The sequence below is a fragment of the Streptomyces sp. MB09-02B genome (genome assembly GCF_033794485.1).
In the GTDB taxonomy this organism is placed as follows: Bacteria; Actinomycetota; Actinomycetes; order Streptomycetales; family Streptomycetaceae; genus Streptomyces.
In genome coordinates this window covers 1-14,346 of the sequence record NZ_JARGEE010000022.1, presented here as the reverse complement: position 1 = coordinate 14,346, position 14,346 = coordinate 1, and the positions used below count along the sequence as shown (strand labels likewise).

13 protein-coding genes and 1 pseudogene are annotated in these 14,346 nt (G+C 70.5%); 9 read left to right on the top strand and 5 right to left on the bottom strand.

Going from position 1 to position 14,346, the window contains the following annotated elements; translation table 11 throughout:
* Positions 1 to 553: 553 nt before the first annotated feature.
* The 6 genes from P1P70_RS05715 (at position 554) to P1P70_RS05690 (ending at position 7,503) form a co-directional block, all read left to right on the top strand.
* The gene (locus P1P70_RS05715) at positions 554 to 2,047 is read left to right on the top strand and encodes an anthranilate synthase component I family protein (protein ID WP_319235102.1); all 1,494 of its coding nucleotides are present in this window, start codon (positions 554 to 556) and stop codon (positions 2,045 to 2,047) included.
* Positions 2,044 to 2,652 (top strand): aminodeoxychorismate/anthranilate synthase component II, encoded by a 609-nt coding sequence (locus P1P70_RS05710; RefSeq protein ID WP_319235100.1) that lies wholly within the window; start codon positions 2,044 to 2,046, stop codon positions 2,650 to 2,652. The genes P1P70_RS05715 and P1P70_RS05710 overlap by 4 nt, the downstream gene beginning before the upstream one ends.
* Complete coding sequence (gene trpD / locus P1P70_RS05705) at positions 2,645 to 3,670, top strand: anthranilate phosphoribosyltransferase (RefSeq protein WP_319235098.1); 1,026 nt, start codon at positions 2,645 to 2,647, stop codon at positions 3,668 to 3,670. The genes P1P70_RS05710 and trpD overlap by 8 nt, the downstream gene beginning before the upstream one ends.
* The gene (trpC, locus tag P1P70_RS05700) at positions 3,667 to 4,443 is read left to right on the top strand and encodes an indole-3-glycerol phosphate synthase TrpC (protein ID WP_319235096.1); all 777 of its coding nucleotides are present in this window, start codon (positions 3,667 to 3,669) and stop codon (positions 4,441 to 4,443) included. Before trpD ends, trpC begins: the two co-directional genes overlap by 4 nt.
* Complete coding sequence (locus tag P1P70_RS05695; RefSeq protein ID WP_319235095.1) at positions 4,440 to 5,873, top strand: class II 3-deoxy-7-phosphoheptulonate synthase; 1,434 nt, start codon at positions 4,440 to 4,442, stop codon at positions 5,871 to 5,873. Before trpC ends, P1P70_RS05695 begins: the two co-directional genes overlap by 4 nt.
* 673 nt (positions 5,874 to 6,546) lie before the next feature.
* Entirely contained in the window at positions 6,547 to 7,503 is a 957-nt protein-coding gene (locus P1P70_RS05690) for a 5'-nucleotidase (RefSeq protein WP_319235093.1), read from the top strand.
* 441 nt (positions 7,504 to 7,944) lie between these two features.
* On the opposite strand, the gene P1P70_RS05685 is transcribed toward P1P70_RS05690, so the two are convergent.
* A complete protein-coding gene (locus P1P70_RS05685) occupies positions 7,945 to 8,394 on the bottom strand; it encodes a hypothetical protein (RefSeq protein ID WP_319235091.1) in 450 nt (149 codons plus the stop codon).
* Here P1P70_RS05685 and P1P70_RS05680 point away from each other — a divergent pair.
* Complete coding sequence (locus P1P70_RS05680) at positions 8,393 to 8,704, top strand: transposase (RefSeq protein ID WP_319235089.1); 312 nt, start codon at positions 8,393 to 8,395, stop codon at positions 8,702 to 8,704. The two genes, P1P70_RS05685 and P1P70_RS05680, sit on opposite strands and share 2 nt — an antisense overlap.
* A gap of 177 nt (positions 8,705 to 8,881) precedes the next feature.
* Positions 8,882 to 9,130 (top strand): annotated as a pseudogene (locus P1P70_RS45670) (IS3 family transposase); the annotation flags it as partial.
* Here P1P70_RS45670 and P1P70_RS05675 read toward each other — a convergent pair.
* The 4 genes from P1P70_RS05675 to P1P70_RS05660 all read right to left on the bottom strand — a co-directional run bounded on the left by P1P70_RS05675 (position 9,054) and on the right by P1P70_RS05660 (position 13,254).
* Entirely contained in the window at positions 9,054 to 10,085 is a 1,032-nt protein-coding gene (locus tag P1P70_RS05675) for a transposase (RefSeq protein WP_319235087.1), read from the bottom strand. The pseudogene P1P70_RS45670 and the gene P1P70_RS05675 sit on opposite strands and share 77 nt — an antisense overlap.
* A gap of 715 nt (positions 10,086 to 10,800) precedes the next feature.
* Entirely contained in the window at positions 10,801 to 11,238 is a 438-nt protein-coding gene (locus P1P70_RS05670) for a MerR family transcriptional regulator (protein ID WP_319235086.1), read from the bottom strand.
* Positions 11,239 to 11,379: 141 nt separating this feature from the next.
* Complete coding sequence (locus P1P70_RS05665) at positions 11,380 to 12,627, bottom strand: MFS transporter (RefSeq protein WP_319235084.1); 1,248 nt, start codon at positions 12,625 to 12,627, stop codon at positions 11,380 to 11,382.
* A gap of 84 nt (positions 12,628 to 12,711) precedes the next feature.
* A complete protein-coding gene (locus P1P70_RS05660) occupies positions 12,712 to 13,254 on the bottom strand; it encodes an SDR family oxidoreductase (RefSeq protein WP_319235082.1) in 543 nt (180 codons plus the stop codon).
* A gap of 184 nt (positions 13,255 to 13,438) precedes the next feature.
* Here P1P70_RS05660 and P1P70_RS05655 point away from each other — a divergent pair.
* Positions 13,439 to 14,346, top strand: a 908-nt coding sequence (locus P1P70_RS05655; RefSeq protein WP_319235080.1) for an AfsR/SARP family transcriptional regulator, incomplete at its 3' end; no start/stop codon positions are given.

The window sequence follows — 14,346 nt, the reverse complement described above, 5'->3', positions numbered from 1 at the left end:
CTTGAGCGCACTGGTCCCCGGCGTACTCGACCCCTGGGCGGCGACACGCATCGCGTGCGTGGTCCGATCCAGGGAGGCCAGTTCCCTCACGACCTGGCCAAGTGGGTACGGACAGAGGGCGACGGAGAGGCCCCAAACCTTCTCTCCGGAGGAGAGGGGGCTCCGCACGCTGGCTCCGTTCCCGCCGTCCCAGATCGCCCGAGCACGTCAACCCGATCAGCCCAGGACACCGCAAGCCAGCGACCTGACCATCACACGATCGAGCCAACTCGACCTCGTAGGGACTCCCCGGCGAGCAGTTACCACCCCCCTTCGCCGCGCGGCCGCGGGACACCGGTCCCCACAGGCGGCCTCGCCCATCGACTTCGGCGCACCGGCCCCGCCCACCGCGCCCCTCGGCTGCCGACGCGAAACGAAGTCACACAACGGATATGCCTCCGATAGCGAAGCCATAGGGCGCATTCATACAGTGCGGAGCGGTGGATCGACGGCCGCACATGTGGTCTTTCTGCCGTTCGTCGGCAGGCGGGCAATTCACGACAGGGAAGGCGACATGACCACCCATCCCATCGAAGAACGCACGGCGGACGCGACCGAGGCCGCCCGCGCCACCGTGCCCCACCGTGCCGCCGCCGCGGCGCTGGCACGCGAGTACGACGTCATCCCGCTCCACCAGGAATTCCTGGCCGATGTGATCAGCCCCGTCACCGCCTTCTCCCAGCTGTGCGGGCCCGACGAGGCAGGCTTCCTGCTGGAGAGCGTGCCCGTCTCCGGCGGCGTCGCACGCTACTCGTACGTGGGACACCGGCCGGTCCCGCTCGACCTGCCCGACGGCGACCCGCTGGCCGCACTGGAACCCCTGCTCGCGGTCTCGGAGGCCCCGCTGCACGGCCTGCCGCCGTTCCACGGCGGGATCGTCGGCTATCTCGGCTACGAGGCGGCACGCCACTTCGAAGACCTGCCCGTCTCCGCGGGCGCGCCGCCCGGCCTGCCCGAATCCGCCTTCCTGGCCGCCGACGACCTGGTGGTCTTCGACCACGCGACCCGGCGCGTCCTGCTGATGACCCTGTACCGCCCGGCCCACGAGTCCTACGACGACGCCGTCGCCCGGATCGTCCACCTCAACCACAGGCTGCGGGGCGCGGGCAGACCCGACGCCTTCACGGGCCGGCCGCTCGCGGACACCGCCCCGCCGGACGCGGAGGCGACGGACGGCTGGACCGCCAACCTCACCGAGGCGGAGTTCAAAAACCGTGTCGCCCGCGCCCGTGAACACATCGCGGCCGGCGACGCCTTCCAGATCGTGCTGTCCCGCCGGCTCAGCAGGCCCCTGCGCGCCGAACCGCTCGACCTGTACCGGCATCTGCGGGCGACCAACCCGTCGCCGTACATGTACCACCTGAGTCTGGGCGCGGGCCGCCACATCATCGGGGCATCGCCCGAACTGCTCGTCAAGGCGGAGGGCCGCCGGGTGCGGACCCGGCCACTGGCCGGCACCCGGCCCCGGCACCCCGACCCCCGCACGGACCTGGACCTGGAGCACGAACTGCTCGCCGACGAGAAGGAACGCGCCGAGCACATGATGCTGGTCGACCTCGGCCGCAACGACCTCGGCCGGGTCACCGAACCGGGCACCGTACAGGTGGAGCAGCTCATGCGGGTCGAACGCTTCTCCCACGTGATGCACCTGTCGTCCACCGTCACGGGCCTGCTCGCCCCGGGCCGCGGCGCACTGGACGCCCTGCGGTCCGCCTTCCCCGCCGGAACCCTCTCCGGGGCACCCAAGATCCGCGCCATGGAGATCATCGCGGAGCTGGAGCCCCAGCAGCGCGGTGTCTACGGCGGTGCCCTCGGCTTCGCGGGCCTCGACGGACTGACCGACTTCGCGATCGCCCTGCGCACCATGGTCGTGGCCGACGGCCGGGTGCATGTGCAGGCGGGCGCGGGCATCGTCGCCGACTCCGACGCCACGTCCGAATACCGCGAGACCCTCCACAAGTCGCGCGCGATGATCACGGCCGTCCACCGGGCGGAGGCCCAGGGATGAACACCTCCACCAATACCCGCCCCCGCAACGCCGGCCGACCGCGCGTCGCGGTGATCGACAACTACGACTCCTTCACCTACAACCTCGTGCACTACGTCACCGAGATGGGCGGCCGGCCCACGGTCTTCCGCAACGACGCCGTCTCCGTCGCCGAACTCGCCGCGTTCGACCTGCTGCTGCTCTCACCGGGGCCCGGAACACCGGCCGACGCCGGGATCTGCGTCGAGGCGGTCCGCGCACTCGGCGGACGGCTGCCGATCCTCGGAGTCTGCCTGGGCCACCAGAGCATCGCCGCGGCCTTCGACGGCTCCGTGGTGCGCGGGAAGCAGGTGCACGGCAAGACCTCCCTGGTCCACCACGACGGCAGCGGTGTGCTCGCCGGACTCCCCGACCCCTTCACGGCAGCCCGGTACCACTCGCTCGTGGTGAGCGACGCCGGCCTGCCGGACGAACTCGTCGTCACGGCCCGCACGGCCGACGGCACGATCATGGGCCTGCGCCACCGCGAGCACCCCACGTACGGCGTGCAGTTCCACCCGGAATCGGTGCTCAGCCCCGAGGGCAAGCAGCTGATCGCGAACTTCCTGGAGTGCGGTGATGATTGAGCTACTGAGAACCGTCGCCCGACGGCCCCTGACCGAGGCCGAGGCGGCCGAGGCGATGCGCGTGATCATGCGCGGCGAGGCGACACCGGCCCAGATCGCCGGGTTCGCGCTGGCCGTCACGGTGCGCGGCGCCTCCGTCGACGACCTCGTGGGAATGGCCCGCGCGGCCCAGGAGTTCGCCACCCCCGTGCCCTGCGAGGGAGAACTCCTCGACACCTGCGGAACCGGCGGCGACGGCCTGAACACCTTCAACATCTCCACCCTCGCCGCGATCGTCGCCGCGGCCTGCGGGGCCCGCGTCGCCAAGCACGGCAACCGCAGTGCGTCGTCCGCCTGCGGCAGCGCCGACGTCCTGGAGGAACTCGGGATCCGCATCGACCTCGACGCCGACGAAGCCGCCGCCTGTCTGCGCAGCACCGGCATCACCTTCCTGTACGCGCCCCTCTTCCACCCCGCCTTCAAACACACCTCCGGCCCACGCCGGGAACTCGGCACCCGCACCGTCTTCAACCTCCTCGGTCCGCTGTGCAACCCGACGGGCGCCCGCCTGCGCACCCTCGGCGTGCCGAGCCGGGATCTGGTGGAGCCGATGACCGAGGTCCTCGAACGCCTCGGTGTCACCCGCGCCCTGGTGTTCCACAGCGAGGACGGCATGGACGAGCTGAGCACCGGCGCACCCGCCCACCTGGTCGAACTGCGCGACGGCCGGCGCACCACCCACCACTTCGACCCCGCCGACCACGGGCTGCCGCGCTCCCGCCCCGGCGACCTCACCGGCGGCGACCGCGCCGCCAACGCGGCCGTCGCCCGCCGCGTCCTCGCCGGGGAGGCGGGCCCCGCGCGCGACGCCGTCCTGCTCAACGCGGCCGCGGCCCTGCGCGTGGCCGCCCTGGCCGGCACCTGGGCCGACGGACTGCGCCTGGCCGGCTCGGCGGTCGACAGCGGCGCCGCCGCCGACCTCCTCCACCGCTGGACCCGCGCCTCCTGGCAGCGCACCGAACTGGAGGTGCCCGCGTGAGCGACATCCTCGCGACCCTCGTCGCGGACGCCGAACGGCAGACCGAACGGAGCCGCGCCGTCCGCCCCGAGACGGAACTGGTCGCGCGCGCCGCGGCCGCGCCGCCGGCCCGGGACTTCGCCGCCGCACTGCGCCGGCCGGGCCTCGGCGTCATCGCCGAGATGAAGCCCCGCAGCCCCTCCAAGGGCCCGCTCACCGACGACTACCGGCCGGCCGACCTGGCCCGCGCCTACCAGAGCGGCGGCGCCTGCGCCCTGTCGGTCCTCACCCACGAGGACGGCTTCGGCGGCAGTCCCGACCACCTCACGGCCGCCCGCGACGCCTCCGACCTTCCCGTCCTGTGCAAGGACTTCATCGTCGACGAGTACCAGATCCTGCAGGCCCGGACGCTCGGCGCCGATGCCCTGCTCCTCATCGTGGCCGTGCTCACCCCCCAGCGACTGGCCGCACTCCTCGCATACACCCGCAGGTACGGCATGGAGGCACTGGTCGAGGTGCACGACGAGAACGAAGTGGACACCGCCCTGGCAGCGGGCGCCGACGTCATCGGCGTCAACCACCGTGACCTGCGGGACTTCTCGATCGACCGGACCCTCTCCGCCCGGCTGCGCCGGCGGGTGGGCAGCCGGCGGGTCATGGTCGGCGAGAGCGGCGTCCGCGGCGCACAGGACGCACACGAACTGCGACGGGCCGGCGTGGACGCGGTCCTCGTCGGAGAACTGCTCATGCGGGCCGGGGATCCCGGCGCCACGATCAAGGAACTGATCGGATGACAGCGAGCGACACACACACCACGGCACCAACCGCCCCCCACCACCCGGACCCCCAGGCCGGTACGGGCGAGCACACCTGGAGCCCCGGATCGTGGCGCGGCCGTCCCGCCGCGCAGCAGCCCCACTGGCCCGACCCCGAGGAACTGCGGCGCGTGGAGAACACCCTCGCCCTGCAGCCCCCGCTGGTGCTCCCGCACGAGATCCTCGACCTGCGGCACTCCCTCGCCCAGGTCGCCGCCGGCCAGGGCTTCCTGCTGCAGGCGGGAGACTGCGCCGAACGGTTCAGCTCCTGCACCGAGGCAGGCGTCCGCAGCAAACTGCGCGTGATCCTCCAGGTGGCCATCCTCCTCACCTACGGATCCGGCCTGCCCGTGGTGAAGGTCGGACGGATCGGCGGCCAGTTCGGCAAGCCCCGCAGCCGTCCCACCGAGACGATCGACGGCACCGAACTGCCCGTCTACCGCGGCGACATCGTCAACGGCCCCGAGTTCACCGCCGAGGCGCGCCGCGCGGACGCCACCCGCCTGCTGCGCGCCTACCAGCACTCCTCGGCCGCCCTGAACGTCCTGAGGGCCCTGACCCTGGGCGGCTACGCCGACCTCGGCCAGGTCCACGACTGGAACCAGGAGTTCGTCCGCAGCAGCGCCGCCGGGCAACGCTACGAGAAGACCGCCGACGACATCACCTGGGCCCTGCGGTTCATGTCCGCCTGCGGCGTCGACACCCGCTCCCAGGCCGCGCTGCACCAGATCCAGCTCTACACCTCGCACGAGGCGCTGCTGCCCCACTACGAGCAGGCGCTGACCCGCTACGACGAGAAGCGGCGCACCTGGTTCGACACCAGTGCCCACATGGTGTGGATCGGTGACCGCACCCGCCAACTCGACGGCGCACACGTGGAATTGCTGTCCGGCATCGGCAACCCCGTCGGGATCAAGGTCGGTCCGACCACGACACCCCGCCAGTTGCGCGAACTGTGCGAACGCCTCGACCCGGACCGGGCTGCGGGGCGGCTCGTCCTGATCAGCAGGCTCGGCGCCGGGAAGGGCACCGACCTGCTGCCGCCGCTGCTGCGGGCCGTGCGCGACGCCGGGCACACCCCGGTCTGGGCCTGCGACCCCATGCACGGCAACACCTTCGTCTCCGACAGCGGCTACAAGACGCGCCGGCTCCGCGACATCACGGCCGAGGTCGCCGAGTTCTTCGCGGCGCACCGGCAGGAGGGCCTGCACCCGGGCGGAATCCACCTCGAACTCGCCGGCGACGACGTCACCGAATGCCTCGGCGGCGACCTCGACGAAGTACTCGACACCCACCTCGCCACCCGCTACGAAACCGCCTGCGACCCACGCCTCAATGCCGTCCAGTCCATCGAACTCGCCTTCCAGGTCGCGAAGTTCCTACGTGAGCTACGGCACGACCAACAATGAACGGCATACACAGGACGCCACTCCTGCCCGAAACCGACACCGACCCGCGCGAGCGACCCGCCTCCGAGGACGGTGGCCCCATCAGTTCCGTCGACCCGCCGCCATTTCTGTTGCGGCTGTCTTGGAGGTGAGCAGTCCCCGCGTGCCGACCAAGGAGTTGCTCGGTTTTGGAGAGCGGGCTCCGGTAGAAGTTACTGGAAGGTAGGATTGATGCCGGATCGGGCGTACGCCTCTGCGAGTCGGCTGACCTTCGGTTGTGTATGACGTCTCCGGGGTCTGCTCAGCAGGAGCGTCGACTGTTCAGCGGCAAGGGACCCTCGGTAGTGGCGGTCGAGGGGCGCGTGGTTTGAAGGCTCGCAGTCGGCCCGGTCCTGTGGTGTGAGATCGCTTCGTCGGGCCTGGTCCGAACCGGGCGGGCCCGCCCCCGTAGGGTGACTTCTCGTACCGGCCTGGGCCTCGGGACGCCTTCGTCGATGCAGGCCAGGGGCCTCTTCTCCGGGTTTGAGGCGAAGACGGCGTTCAGTACACGCCGTCGGCCGGACTGGGAGTGCCGCACCGCTGGTTCCTCGCCGCCGCCGACCGGGGCGCCTCCTGGCGCCGGGCCGGCCCAAGGGCGCACGGCGTCTCGGTGCGATGATTTAGACAGGTGTGCGAATTGACGCAAGGGGGAGCCGTGGCCTACGAACTTGAGGAACGCCTGGTCATCGGCATCGCCTCCAGCGCGCTGTTCGACCTGGCGGAGGCGGATGCCGTCTTTCGTGAGCAGGGGGAGGAGGTCTACCGCGCCTATCAGGAACAGCACCTCGACGACACGCTGGGCAAAGGCGTCGCCTTCCCCTTCATCCGCAGGCTGCTTTCCCTGAACGATCTTTCACCCGAGGACCCTCTGGTCGAGGTGATCGTCCTGTCACGCAACGACCCCGACACGGGGCTTCGGGTCATGCGGTCCATCCAGTCCCACGGCTTGCCGATAAGCCGGGCCATCTTCATGCAGGGCCGCTCGCCCTACCGCTTCATGCCCGCTCTGAACATGTCTCTGTTCCTGTCCGCGAACGAAACCGACGTCCGCGAAGCCGTCGCCCTCGGGCTGCCCGCCGGTCGCGTCCTGGGCGCCGTCACAGCTGACGAAACCGACGACCAGGACCTGCGGATCGCCTTCGACTTCGACGGCGTACTCGCTGACGACGCCTCGGAACAGATCTATCAGACCGACGGCATCGAGAGATTCCGATCCCACGAGACGATGAACGCCGCCACACCGCACGACCCGGGGCCCCTGCGGGACTTCCTCGCCAGCATCAACCGACTCCAGCAGTGCGAAGAAGAACAGCGAACAACCGACCCCGGATACCAGATCCGCGTCCATGTCTCTCTCGTCACCGCCCGCAACGCACCCGCCCACGAACGGGCAGTGCGAAGCCTGAAGGACTGGGGAGTGACCGTCAACGACGCCTTCTTCCTCGGCGGCATAGACAAGAGCACGATCATGCGGGTCCTCAAGCCCCACATCTTCTTCGACGACCAGGTCGGCCATCTGACCGGCACGTCCCGTTACACGCCCAGCGTGCACGTTCCCTTCGGGAAGATCAACGAAGCAGACCGCCTGGCCTCAACCGAAGCACGGCCGTGACAGATCCGGACCGCGACGCCCTGCGTGTGACGCTGGCGCGGCTGAGCTTGGCGTTTAACGTCGCAGGTCACCCGACCTGCTGATCTGCGGTTCTTTCCGGGACAGCGGAGGCGGCCGTTCTCCACGCTTCGAGATGTCGAGTCACGAAGTGCAAGAGAACGGCCGCTGTGTATGAGTCTGTCTGCTGATGCGCCCGCGGGCGAGGCGTTGGACGCGTTGTCCCGCTTTCGGGTCGAGTTCTAACCACCGGGGGCGCCTTCCTGAACCAGGTCGAGTACGCGATCCTCGACTCCCGTCAAGCTCTCGAAGGCAACCCGCCACCGTCGCTGTGCTCGTCTCGGCCGGCACCCGACCGCGATCCATAACCCAGAAGGCGGTTGGGCGAGGTACAGGGCGTTGGCTCGACCGGACAAGTTGGTCGGTCGGTGGACGCCTTCTCAATCACCTGTACCGGATCAGTATCGGCCGCTCCGTGATGCTCTCCGTGTCCCGGTCGTCGACCCTGCGCGCGGTGCCGTCCAGGTACTCAACGCTCCGGGCGCCCGCACCGACGCGCGTGGCGGCTGTGCCTGAGTGGGTCCAGCGGACGCGGGCGGTGCGGAGCGTGCCTCGTTCATCGGGGATGAGGAATTCGCACTGCCAGACGTTCTCGGGCAGGCCGATCTCAAGGCCGCGGCCACAGGAGCGGAGGTTGGCGTAGGCCAACCACTGCTGGAGGCCGGCCACGAACCGGCCGGCCTTGGTGGGTGGTTGGCCTTCGGCCTGGAGCACAATGCGTATCTTGCCGTTGCCCCACGCGTAGAAGTACATGCGCTCCTGAGCTGTACTGAGATTTGTGGAGTCCCTGATGCCAGGGTTACGGTCCTGGCGAAGGAAATCCACCAGCACCATGCCCGCACCCCGTAAATACCCGGACGAGCTCCGCGAGCGCGCGGTCCGCGAGGTCCGTTCCACCGGCCGCCCGATCGCGCACGTTGCGAAGGACCTGGGCATCCATGAAGAGGCCCTGCGCGGCTGGGTCCGCCAGGCGGAGGCCGACTGTGGCGAGCGCGACGACCGGCTGACCACCGCCGAGCAGGACGAGCTCAGGCAACTCCGCAAAGAGGTGGCGGAGTTGAGGCGGGCGAACGACATCCTCAAGGCCGCGTCGGTGTTTTTTGCCCAGGAGATCGACCGTCCCCGGACGAGGCCGAGCAGGTGATCGACCATCTGCGTGACAAGGGTCTCGGGGTCGATCCCGTCTGCCGGGTGCTGGAGCTGTCGCCGTCGACGTACTTTGCCCGCAAGAAGCGGCCGAAGTCGGCCCGCCGGCTCCGCGATGAACAGCTCATGCCTGTGATCGAGTCGGTCCACGCCGAGTCGGGCGGGCACCTATGGAGCCCGCCGGATGACCCGTGCCCTCAAGCGCATGGGGGTGGACGTCGCCCGCTGCACCGTCGAGCGCCTGATGGCCGAGCTGAACCTGGAGGGTGTCATTCGCGGACAGCGGCGCCGCACCACGATCTGCGAACCGTCGGCGCCGAGGCCGCCGGACCTGGTCGATCGGGACTTCACAGCCTCCCGTCCGGACGAGCTCTGGGTCGCCGACATGACTTATGTGAGGACGTGGTCGGGATGGGCATACGTGGCGTTTGTCCTGGACGTGTACTCGCGGATGATCGTCGGCTGGCAGGTCGCGAACCGTACCGGGCGGGCCGGCGTCCGTCCGGGGCGGGGAGCTTCAGGACGCGGTAGGTGACCGCACCCTCGTCCCGGCCGACGCTGCGCCGGGGCAGGCGTACCGTCCCGGCGTAGGTGTGGATCAGCGTTGCCCTGGTTGTGCCGTCGGCTGCCTGACGCGTGATCACCTGCGGCTGCCGGGTGTACCGGCTCTCCATCAGTTCACCGATGGTGATCACCGTCGGGAAGCGGTCCCCGGTGAACATGACCTGGCCCGGCTCGACCTCGCAGACGATGTCGAGCCGCTGCCGGGCCAGCCCGGCCAGCACGCCGCTCGCGTCGTCGCACCGCGTCAGGTCGAGCACCCAGGGCACCTCGGGCAGCCGGGGCTGCGCGACGACGTCGGCGGCGAGGCCGAGGACGTGACCGGCGACGGGGCGCGCGGTCTCAACCTCCGGTATGCGCGCCCGGAGTCTGCGCGGACGGTCCCGGCCCCAGGCCTCGTCCAGGACGAGACTCCAGTCCACAGGGAAGCAGTGGGCGCCTGCGGCCAGGAAGAGCCCCAGCGCCCGCTGGCAGTTGACGGTGAGTCCAGTCGTGACATCCAGGCGGCGGTGTACGCCCACCGAGTACTCGCCACGCTTGGGGATGATGAGTTCGGCGACGGTCCAGGCGTACGGCGTGGTGCTTGCGGCGACCCGTAGGGCGAGCCTGCGGCGGACCGGCTCCCAGTCCCAGGGGCTCGCGTTGATGAACTGGTGCAGGCTCTGCGCTGCGGCCGGGGGCAGCGACTCGGTTCGCGCCATGCGCCGCGGGGTCTTCCGGCCGGTGACGTGAAGCAGGCCCCTCAGATACGCCCGGGCCCAACGGCGTTGTTCCGCCCGCTGGAGCGGACTGAAGATCTCCTCAAGGAACGTCTGCATGCGTGCCGCCTCGTCCGGGTCGGGCTCGCGTATGTGCGCTGTATCTCCTGACGACATCTGACGTCACGCCCCCTAGTACTGGATCGCTCGCACGCCGGTAGATGTACCGAGCATCTTCGCGCCATAAAAATACCTTCTCGAAGGAAAATTTCACGGGCTGCTCGGCGACTTTGCGACTTCGCGTTCTGACCTGCGCGAAAGAGGGCTCGGGGGTGGGTGCGACGGGTGGTACGGACGCGGGGGAACGGGCTTGCGGCGGCGTGTGGTTGGAAGGTTTGAGGAGGGCTCGGCCGCCGGTCACCGGGCTCTTGGAAGGCTGGGCGGCGGGGGCGTGTGAGGGATGCGCCAGGCGCTCGCCGTCAGGGTCAAGAGTTCGTGACCAAAAGGCCGGTGGCCGCCGAAGGCCGGGGGATGTACCTTCGGCGGCCGTACAGGGACCCGCGAGGGGTGCGTCAGCGGTCGGCCGCCAGGGCGGCGAGCCGGCGCCCAACAGACCGTGCACTACGGCCAGCTGGTCGAGGCGGACGTTGTGGTCGGCGCCAGCCGTCCCGCTCGGCGAAGCCGGGTTTCAGGGGCAGCAGGAACCGATGGTCGATGGTGTAGCCGTACAGGAGAAGGGCAGAGTGCAGACGCCGGACTCGACATGGTGGAGCAGCTGTTCAGCCACGGGTCCACGCTCCAACGGTGACACTGGTGTGAGGGTCAAGTAGGCAGGTCAGGCGGCGGTCGGCGGGGCCGCTCGGAGGTCGGCGCAGGGGCGTTCGGCGAGGGCGGACTCCGGGGTCGGTCGGTTCCGGTGGTCGCGGACGACGTCGATGTACTCCGCCACGGCGTCGCGGTCGCGGACGAGGGAGCGGATGCGTTCCGTCATGCGGTCGCGCTGACGTTCCAGGGTGGCGATGATCTCCGGTGACGCGTCGGGGAAGTGGATGACGCGGGGATGGTGCAGGCACGGCAGGATCTGCCGGATGATCCGGGTCGGCAGACCGGCGTCCAGCAGACCGCGGATCTGCAGTACGCGGTCGACGTACCGCTCGTCGTAGGAGCGGTATCCGTTCGAGGAGCGCTCGGAGAAGAGCAGGCCCTGCTCCTCGTAGTACCGCAGCAGTCTGCGGGAGGTGTTGGTGCGCTCTGACAGCTCACCGATGCGCATGGGGATTCCTTTCTGGCCGTCAGGATCCGGCCCTTGAGGTCCGGTTCTTCGGATCTGTCCTTCGGAAGCGGAAGGGACCGGCACGCGGACGGCCCCCGAACTTCCCCGTGGAGGCGGGAGATTCGAGGGCCGTCCGACGCCCTACGCGGCGCCGGGCCGCTTCGCGGGGAAGCCGTGGCTGCGGGCGAGGACGACGACCGCGAGCACCGGCAGGAGGAGCAACACCATGGTCCAGGGGAAGGACTCGCTGCCGATCTGGTCGAGCAGGATGCCGCCGATGACACCGCCGCCCGCCATGGCGACGTTCCACAGCGTGACGAGCATCGCCTGGGCCGCGTCGGCGGAGTCGCCTCCGGCATCACCCGCAGCGGTCTGCAGCAGGGTGGGTACGCCGCCCCAGCCCAGGCCCCACAGAAGGGCGGCGACGTAGACCAGGGCGGTGTTGTCGGCGAGCACGGCCAGCAGCGCCGCAGACACGGCGACCAGCAGCGTGCTGGCGATGGTCAGCCCGCGCAGCCGACGGTGGATCTGGGAGCCCACGATCCAGATGCTGACCAGCGAGGCGGCACCGAAGACGAGCAGCACCACGTCGGTGTCGCCGCCCATGCCCAGGTCTTTCAGGAACGTGGCGACGTAGGCGTACAGGATGGTGTGGGCCAGCACGAAGACCAGCGTGACGATCAGGACCGGGGCCACGCCCGGGACGCGCAGCGCGCTCAGCATCTTCGGGCGCTCACCGGCCTTCTGCCCGGGGTAGTCCGGCACGGCTGCGAAGATCCACAGCAGCAGCACCACCGTGAGCGCCGTCATGGACAGGAACGCCGTGCGCCAGCCGAGTGTCTCGCCGAGGAAGGTGCCGGCCGGCACGCCGAGGGAGAGCGCCACGGGAATGCCCGCCATGGCGATGGCGATCGCCTTGCCCTGCAGTGGGACGGGTGCCATGCGCCGGGCGTATCCGGCGAGCAGGGCCCAGGCGACACCGGCGGCGACACCCGCGACGAAGCGCGCCACCATCGTCACACCGTAGACCGACGACACGGCGGTGACGGTATTGGCCACGGCGAAGCCCGCCATGGCGGTCAGCAGCAGCACCTTGCGCCGCCAGGCCGCGGTGGCCGCGGTCAGCGGGATCGCGGTCAGGGCGGTGCCGATCGCGTAGATCGTCACCGTCTGGCCGGTCGCGGACTCGCTCACGTGGAGGTCGTCGCTCATCGCCGGGAGCAGGCCGGCCGGGAGGGTCTCGGTGAGGCTGGTGATGAAGACGGCCGTGGCGAGGGCCAGCAGGGCGAAGAGCGGAAGCTTCTGCCGCTCCTCGCCGCCGGCCTTGGCATCGGGCGCGGCACGGGTCTCCTTGCCGTGAGCGGTTGTGGTGTCTGGTGAGGTACTCATTTCATGATCTCCGGATCTTGGGGACGAGGTACGTCCGGGACTGTGTGGGTGCTTGGCACGTACGGGGCGTGCGGGGACGTCCGGCTACGGGTGGCCGAGGCCGCCGTCGACGGGCAGCCGGGCGCCCGTCGTGAACGTCGCGTCCGTGGCGAGGAACAGCGCGGCCCGGGCCACCTCCTCTGCGGAGCCGAGGCGGCCCAGCGGCGGCAGGGGAGAGGCGCCGCCGGCCGGCGCCTCGATACAGCTCGGGTCCACCGCGTTGACGCGGATGCCGCGCGAGACCAGCTCGGCGGCGAGCACGTGCACGGAGGCCGGGGTGGGGGCGGCAGCGGTGAGCACGACCGCGCCTCCGTCCTTCAGGTGCGGCAGCAGCGGACGCACGGTGGGTACGGCGTCGGCGAACAGGAGGTCGACGCCGCCACACGGTCCGACCGCGGACTCGACGGCGTCCGGCGCGACCACCCGCGCGGCGGAGCCCAACTCGGCGCTCGCGTCCGCCCGATCCCGCGCGGTGCCAGCGGTCAGCAGTACCTCCGCGCCGCCCTCCACGAGGCGCTTGGCGATGGCCAGACCGATCCCGGTGCCCTGGCCGACGACCACGGCCCTCCTGCCCGCGTACCTGGTCATGCCTACCGCTCCCTCCTGATGGCCCTGCCGCCGGGCACGCCACGTCACCCGGCGGAAACGACTGTGCGCGCGGACGCTTCGGAGGGGCTTCGGAGTCCCTGATGGTCCGCTGACGGTCGGCCGTCAGGGCAGGTGAGCGCCCTGCGTCCAGGCCGGGCACACTCGGACATGTACCGTTGCTCGCATGCGGTTTGGGGTGCTCGGGCCACTTGTGGTGTGGGATGACGAGGGAGAGGCGGTCAGGGTCCCCGAGTTCAAGGTCCGGGCACTGCTCGCGGATCTGCTCGCGCACGACGGCAAGCCGGCCTCCGCCGACCGCCTCGTCCACGACCTGTGGGGCGATGAACCGCCCGGCAAACCGACCGGCGCCCTCCAGGCCAAGGTCTCGCAGTTACGCCGGGTCCTTGGCCGGGACCGCGTTGTGAGGCAGGCCCCGGGCTACCGCCTGCGGCTCGACCCCACGGCCGACGAGGTGGACGCCGACCGGTTCCACGCCCTCGTGGCTGAGGCCCGCCTCGTCCGGGACCCGCGCGTGAGGGCCGCGCTGCTCACCGAGGCCCTCGACCTGTGGCGAGGGCCCGCGTACGCCGACTTCGCGGACGAGGAGTTCGTACGAGGCACCGCGCGGCGCCTAGCCGAGCAGCGACTGTCCGTGCTGGAGGAGCAGGCCGAGTCCCGCCTGGAGACCGGCGACCACGTACTCCTCGCCGGCGAACTGGCCGACCTCGTGGCCCGCCACCCCCTGCGGGAGCGCCTGCGCGCCCTCCAGATGCGGGCGCTCTACCTGGCCGGCCGCCAGAGCGAGGCCCTCGCCTCGTACGAGGCTCTGCGTTCCCACCTCGCCGAGCACCTCGGCGTCGACCCGAGCCCCGCGCTCAGGGCCCTGCACCAGGCGGTGCTGCGCCAGGACCCGGGGTTGGGCCAGACCTTCACCACCACGCCGCCGAAACCGACGCCCGCCGCGACGGGGTCCGATACGGCCGGGACGGCACCCGGTACAGGCAGGTCGACACCCGGTACGGCTGCGATGGCGCCGAGCACGGGCGCGATGGCCCCCGACACCGCCCCGACCACAACGAACACCCCCGCTAC

Excerpts from the sequence above, each read along its gene's own strand:
- P1P70_RS05715 (WP_319235102.1), top strand. The coding sequence starts at position 554 with ATGACCACCCATCCCATCGAAGAACGCACGGCGGACGCGACCGAGGCC.
- P1P70_RS05710 (WP_319235100.1), top strand. The coding sequence starts at position 2,044 with ATGAACACCTCCACCAATACCCGCCCCCGCAACGCCGGCCGACCGCGC.
- trpD (WP_319235098.1), top strand. The coding sequence starts at position 2,645 with ATGATTGAGCTACTGAGAACCGTCGCCCGACGGCCCCTGACCGAGGCC.
- P1P70_RS05695 (WP_319235095.1), top strand. The coding sequence starts at position 4,440 with ATGACAGCGAGCGACACACACACCACGGCACCAACCGCCCCCCACCAC.
- P1P70_RS05680 (WP_319235089.1), top strand. The coding sequence starts at position 8,393 with ATGCCCGCACCCCGTAAATACCCGGACGAGCTCCGCGAGCGCGCGGTC.
- P1P70_RS05685 (WP_319235091.1), bottom strand. The coding sequence starts at position 8,394 with ATGGTGCTGGTGGATTTCCTTCGCCAGGACCGTAACCCTGGCATCAGG.
- P1P70_RS05675 (WP_319235087.1), bottom strand. The coding sequence starts at position 10,085 with ATGCAGACGTTCCTTGAGGAGATCTTCAGTCCGCTCCAGCGGGCGGAA.
- P1P70_RS05670 (WP_319235086.1), bottom strand. The coding sequence starts at position 11,238 with ATGCGCATCGGTGAGCTGTCAGAGCGCACCAACACCTCCCGCAGACTG.
- P1P70_RS05665 (WP_319235084.1), bottom strand. The coding sequence starts at position 12,627 with ATGAGTACCTCACCAGACACCACAACCGCTCACGGCAAGGAGACCCGT.
- P1P70_RS05660 (WP_319235082.1), bottom strand. The coding sequence starts at position 13,254 with ATGACCAGGTACGCGGGCAGGAGGGCCGTGGTCGTCGGCCAGGGCACC.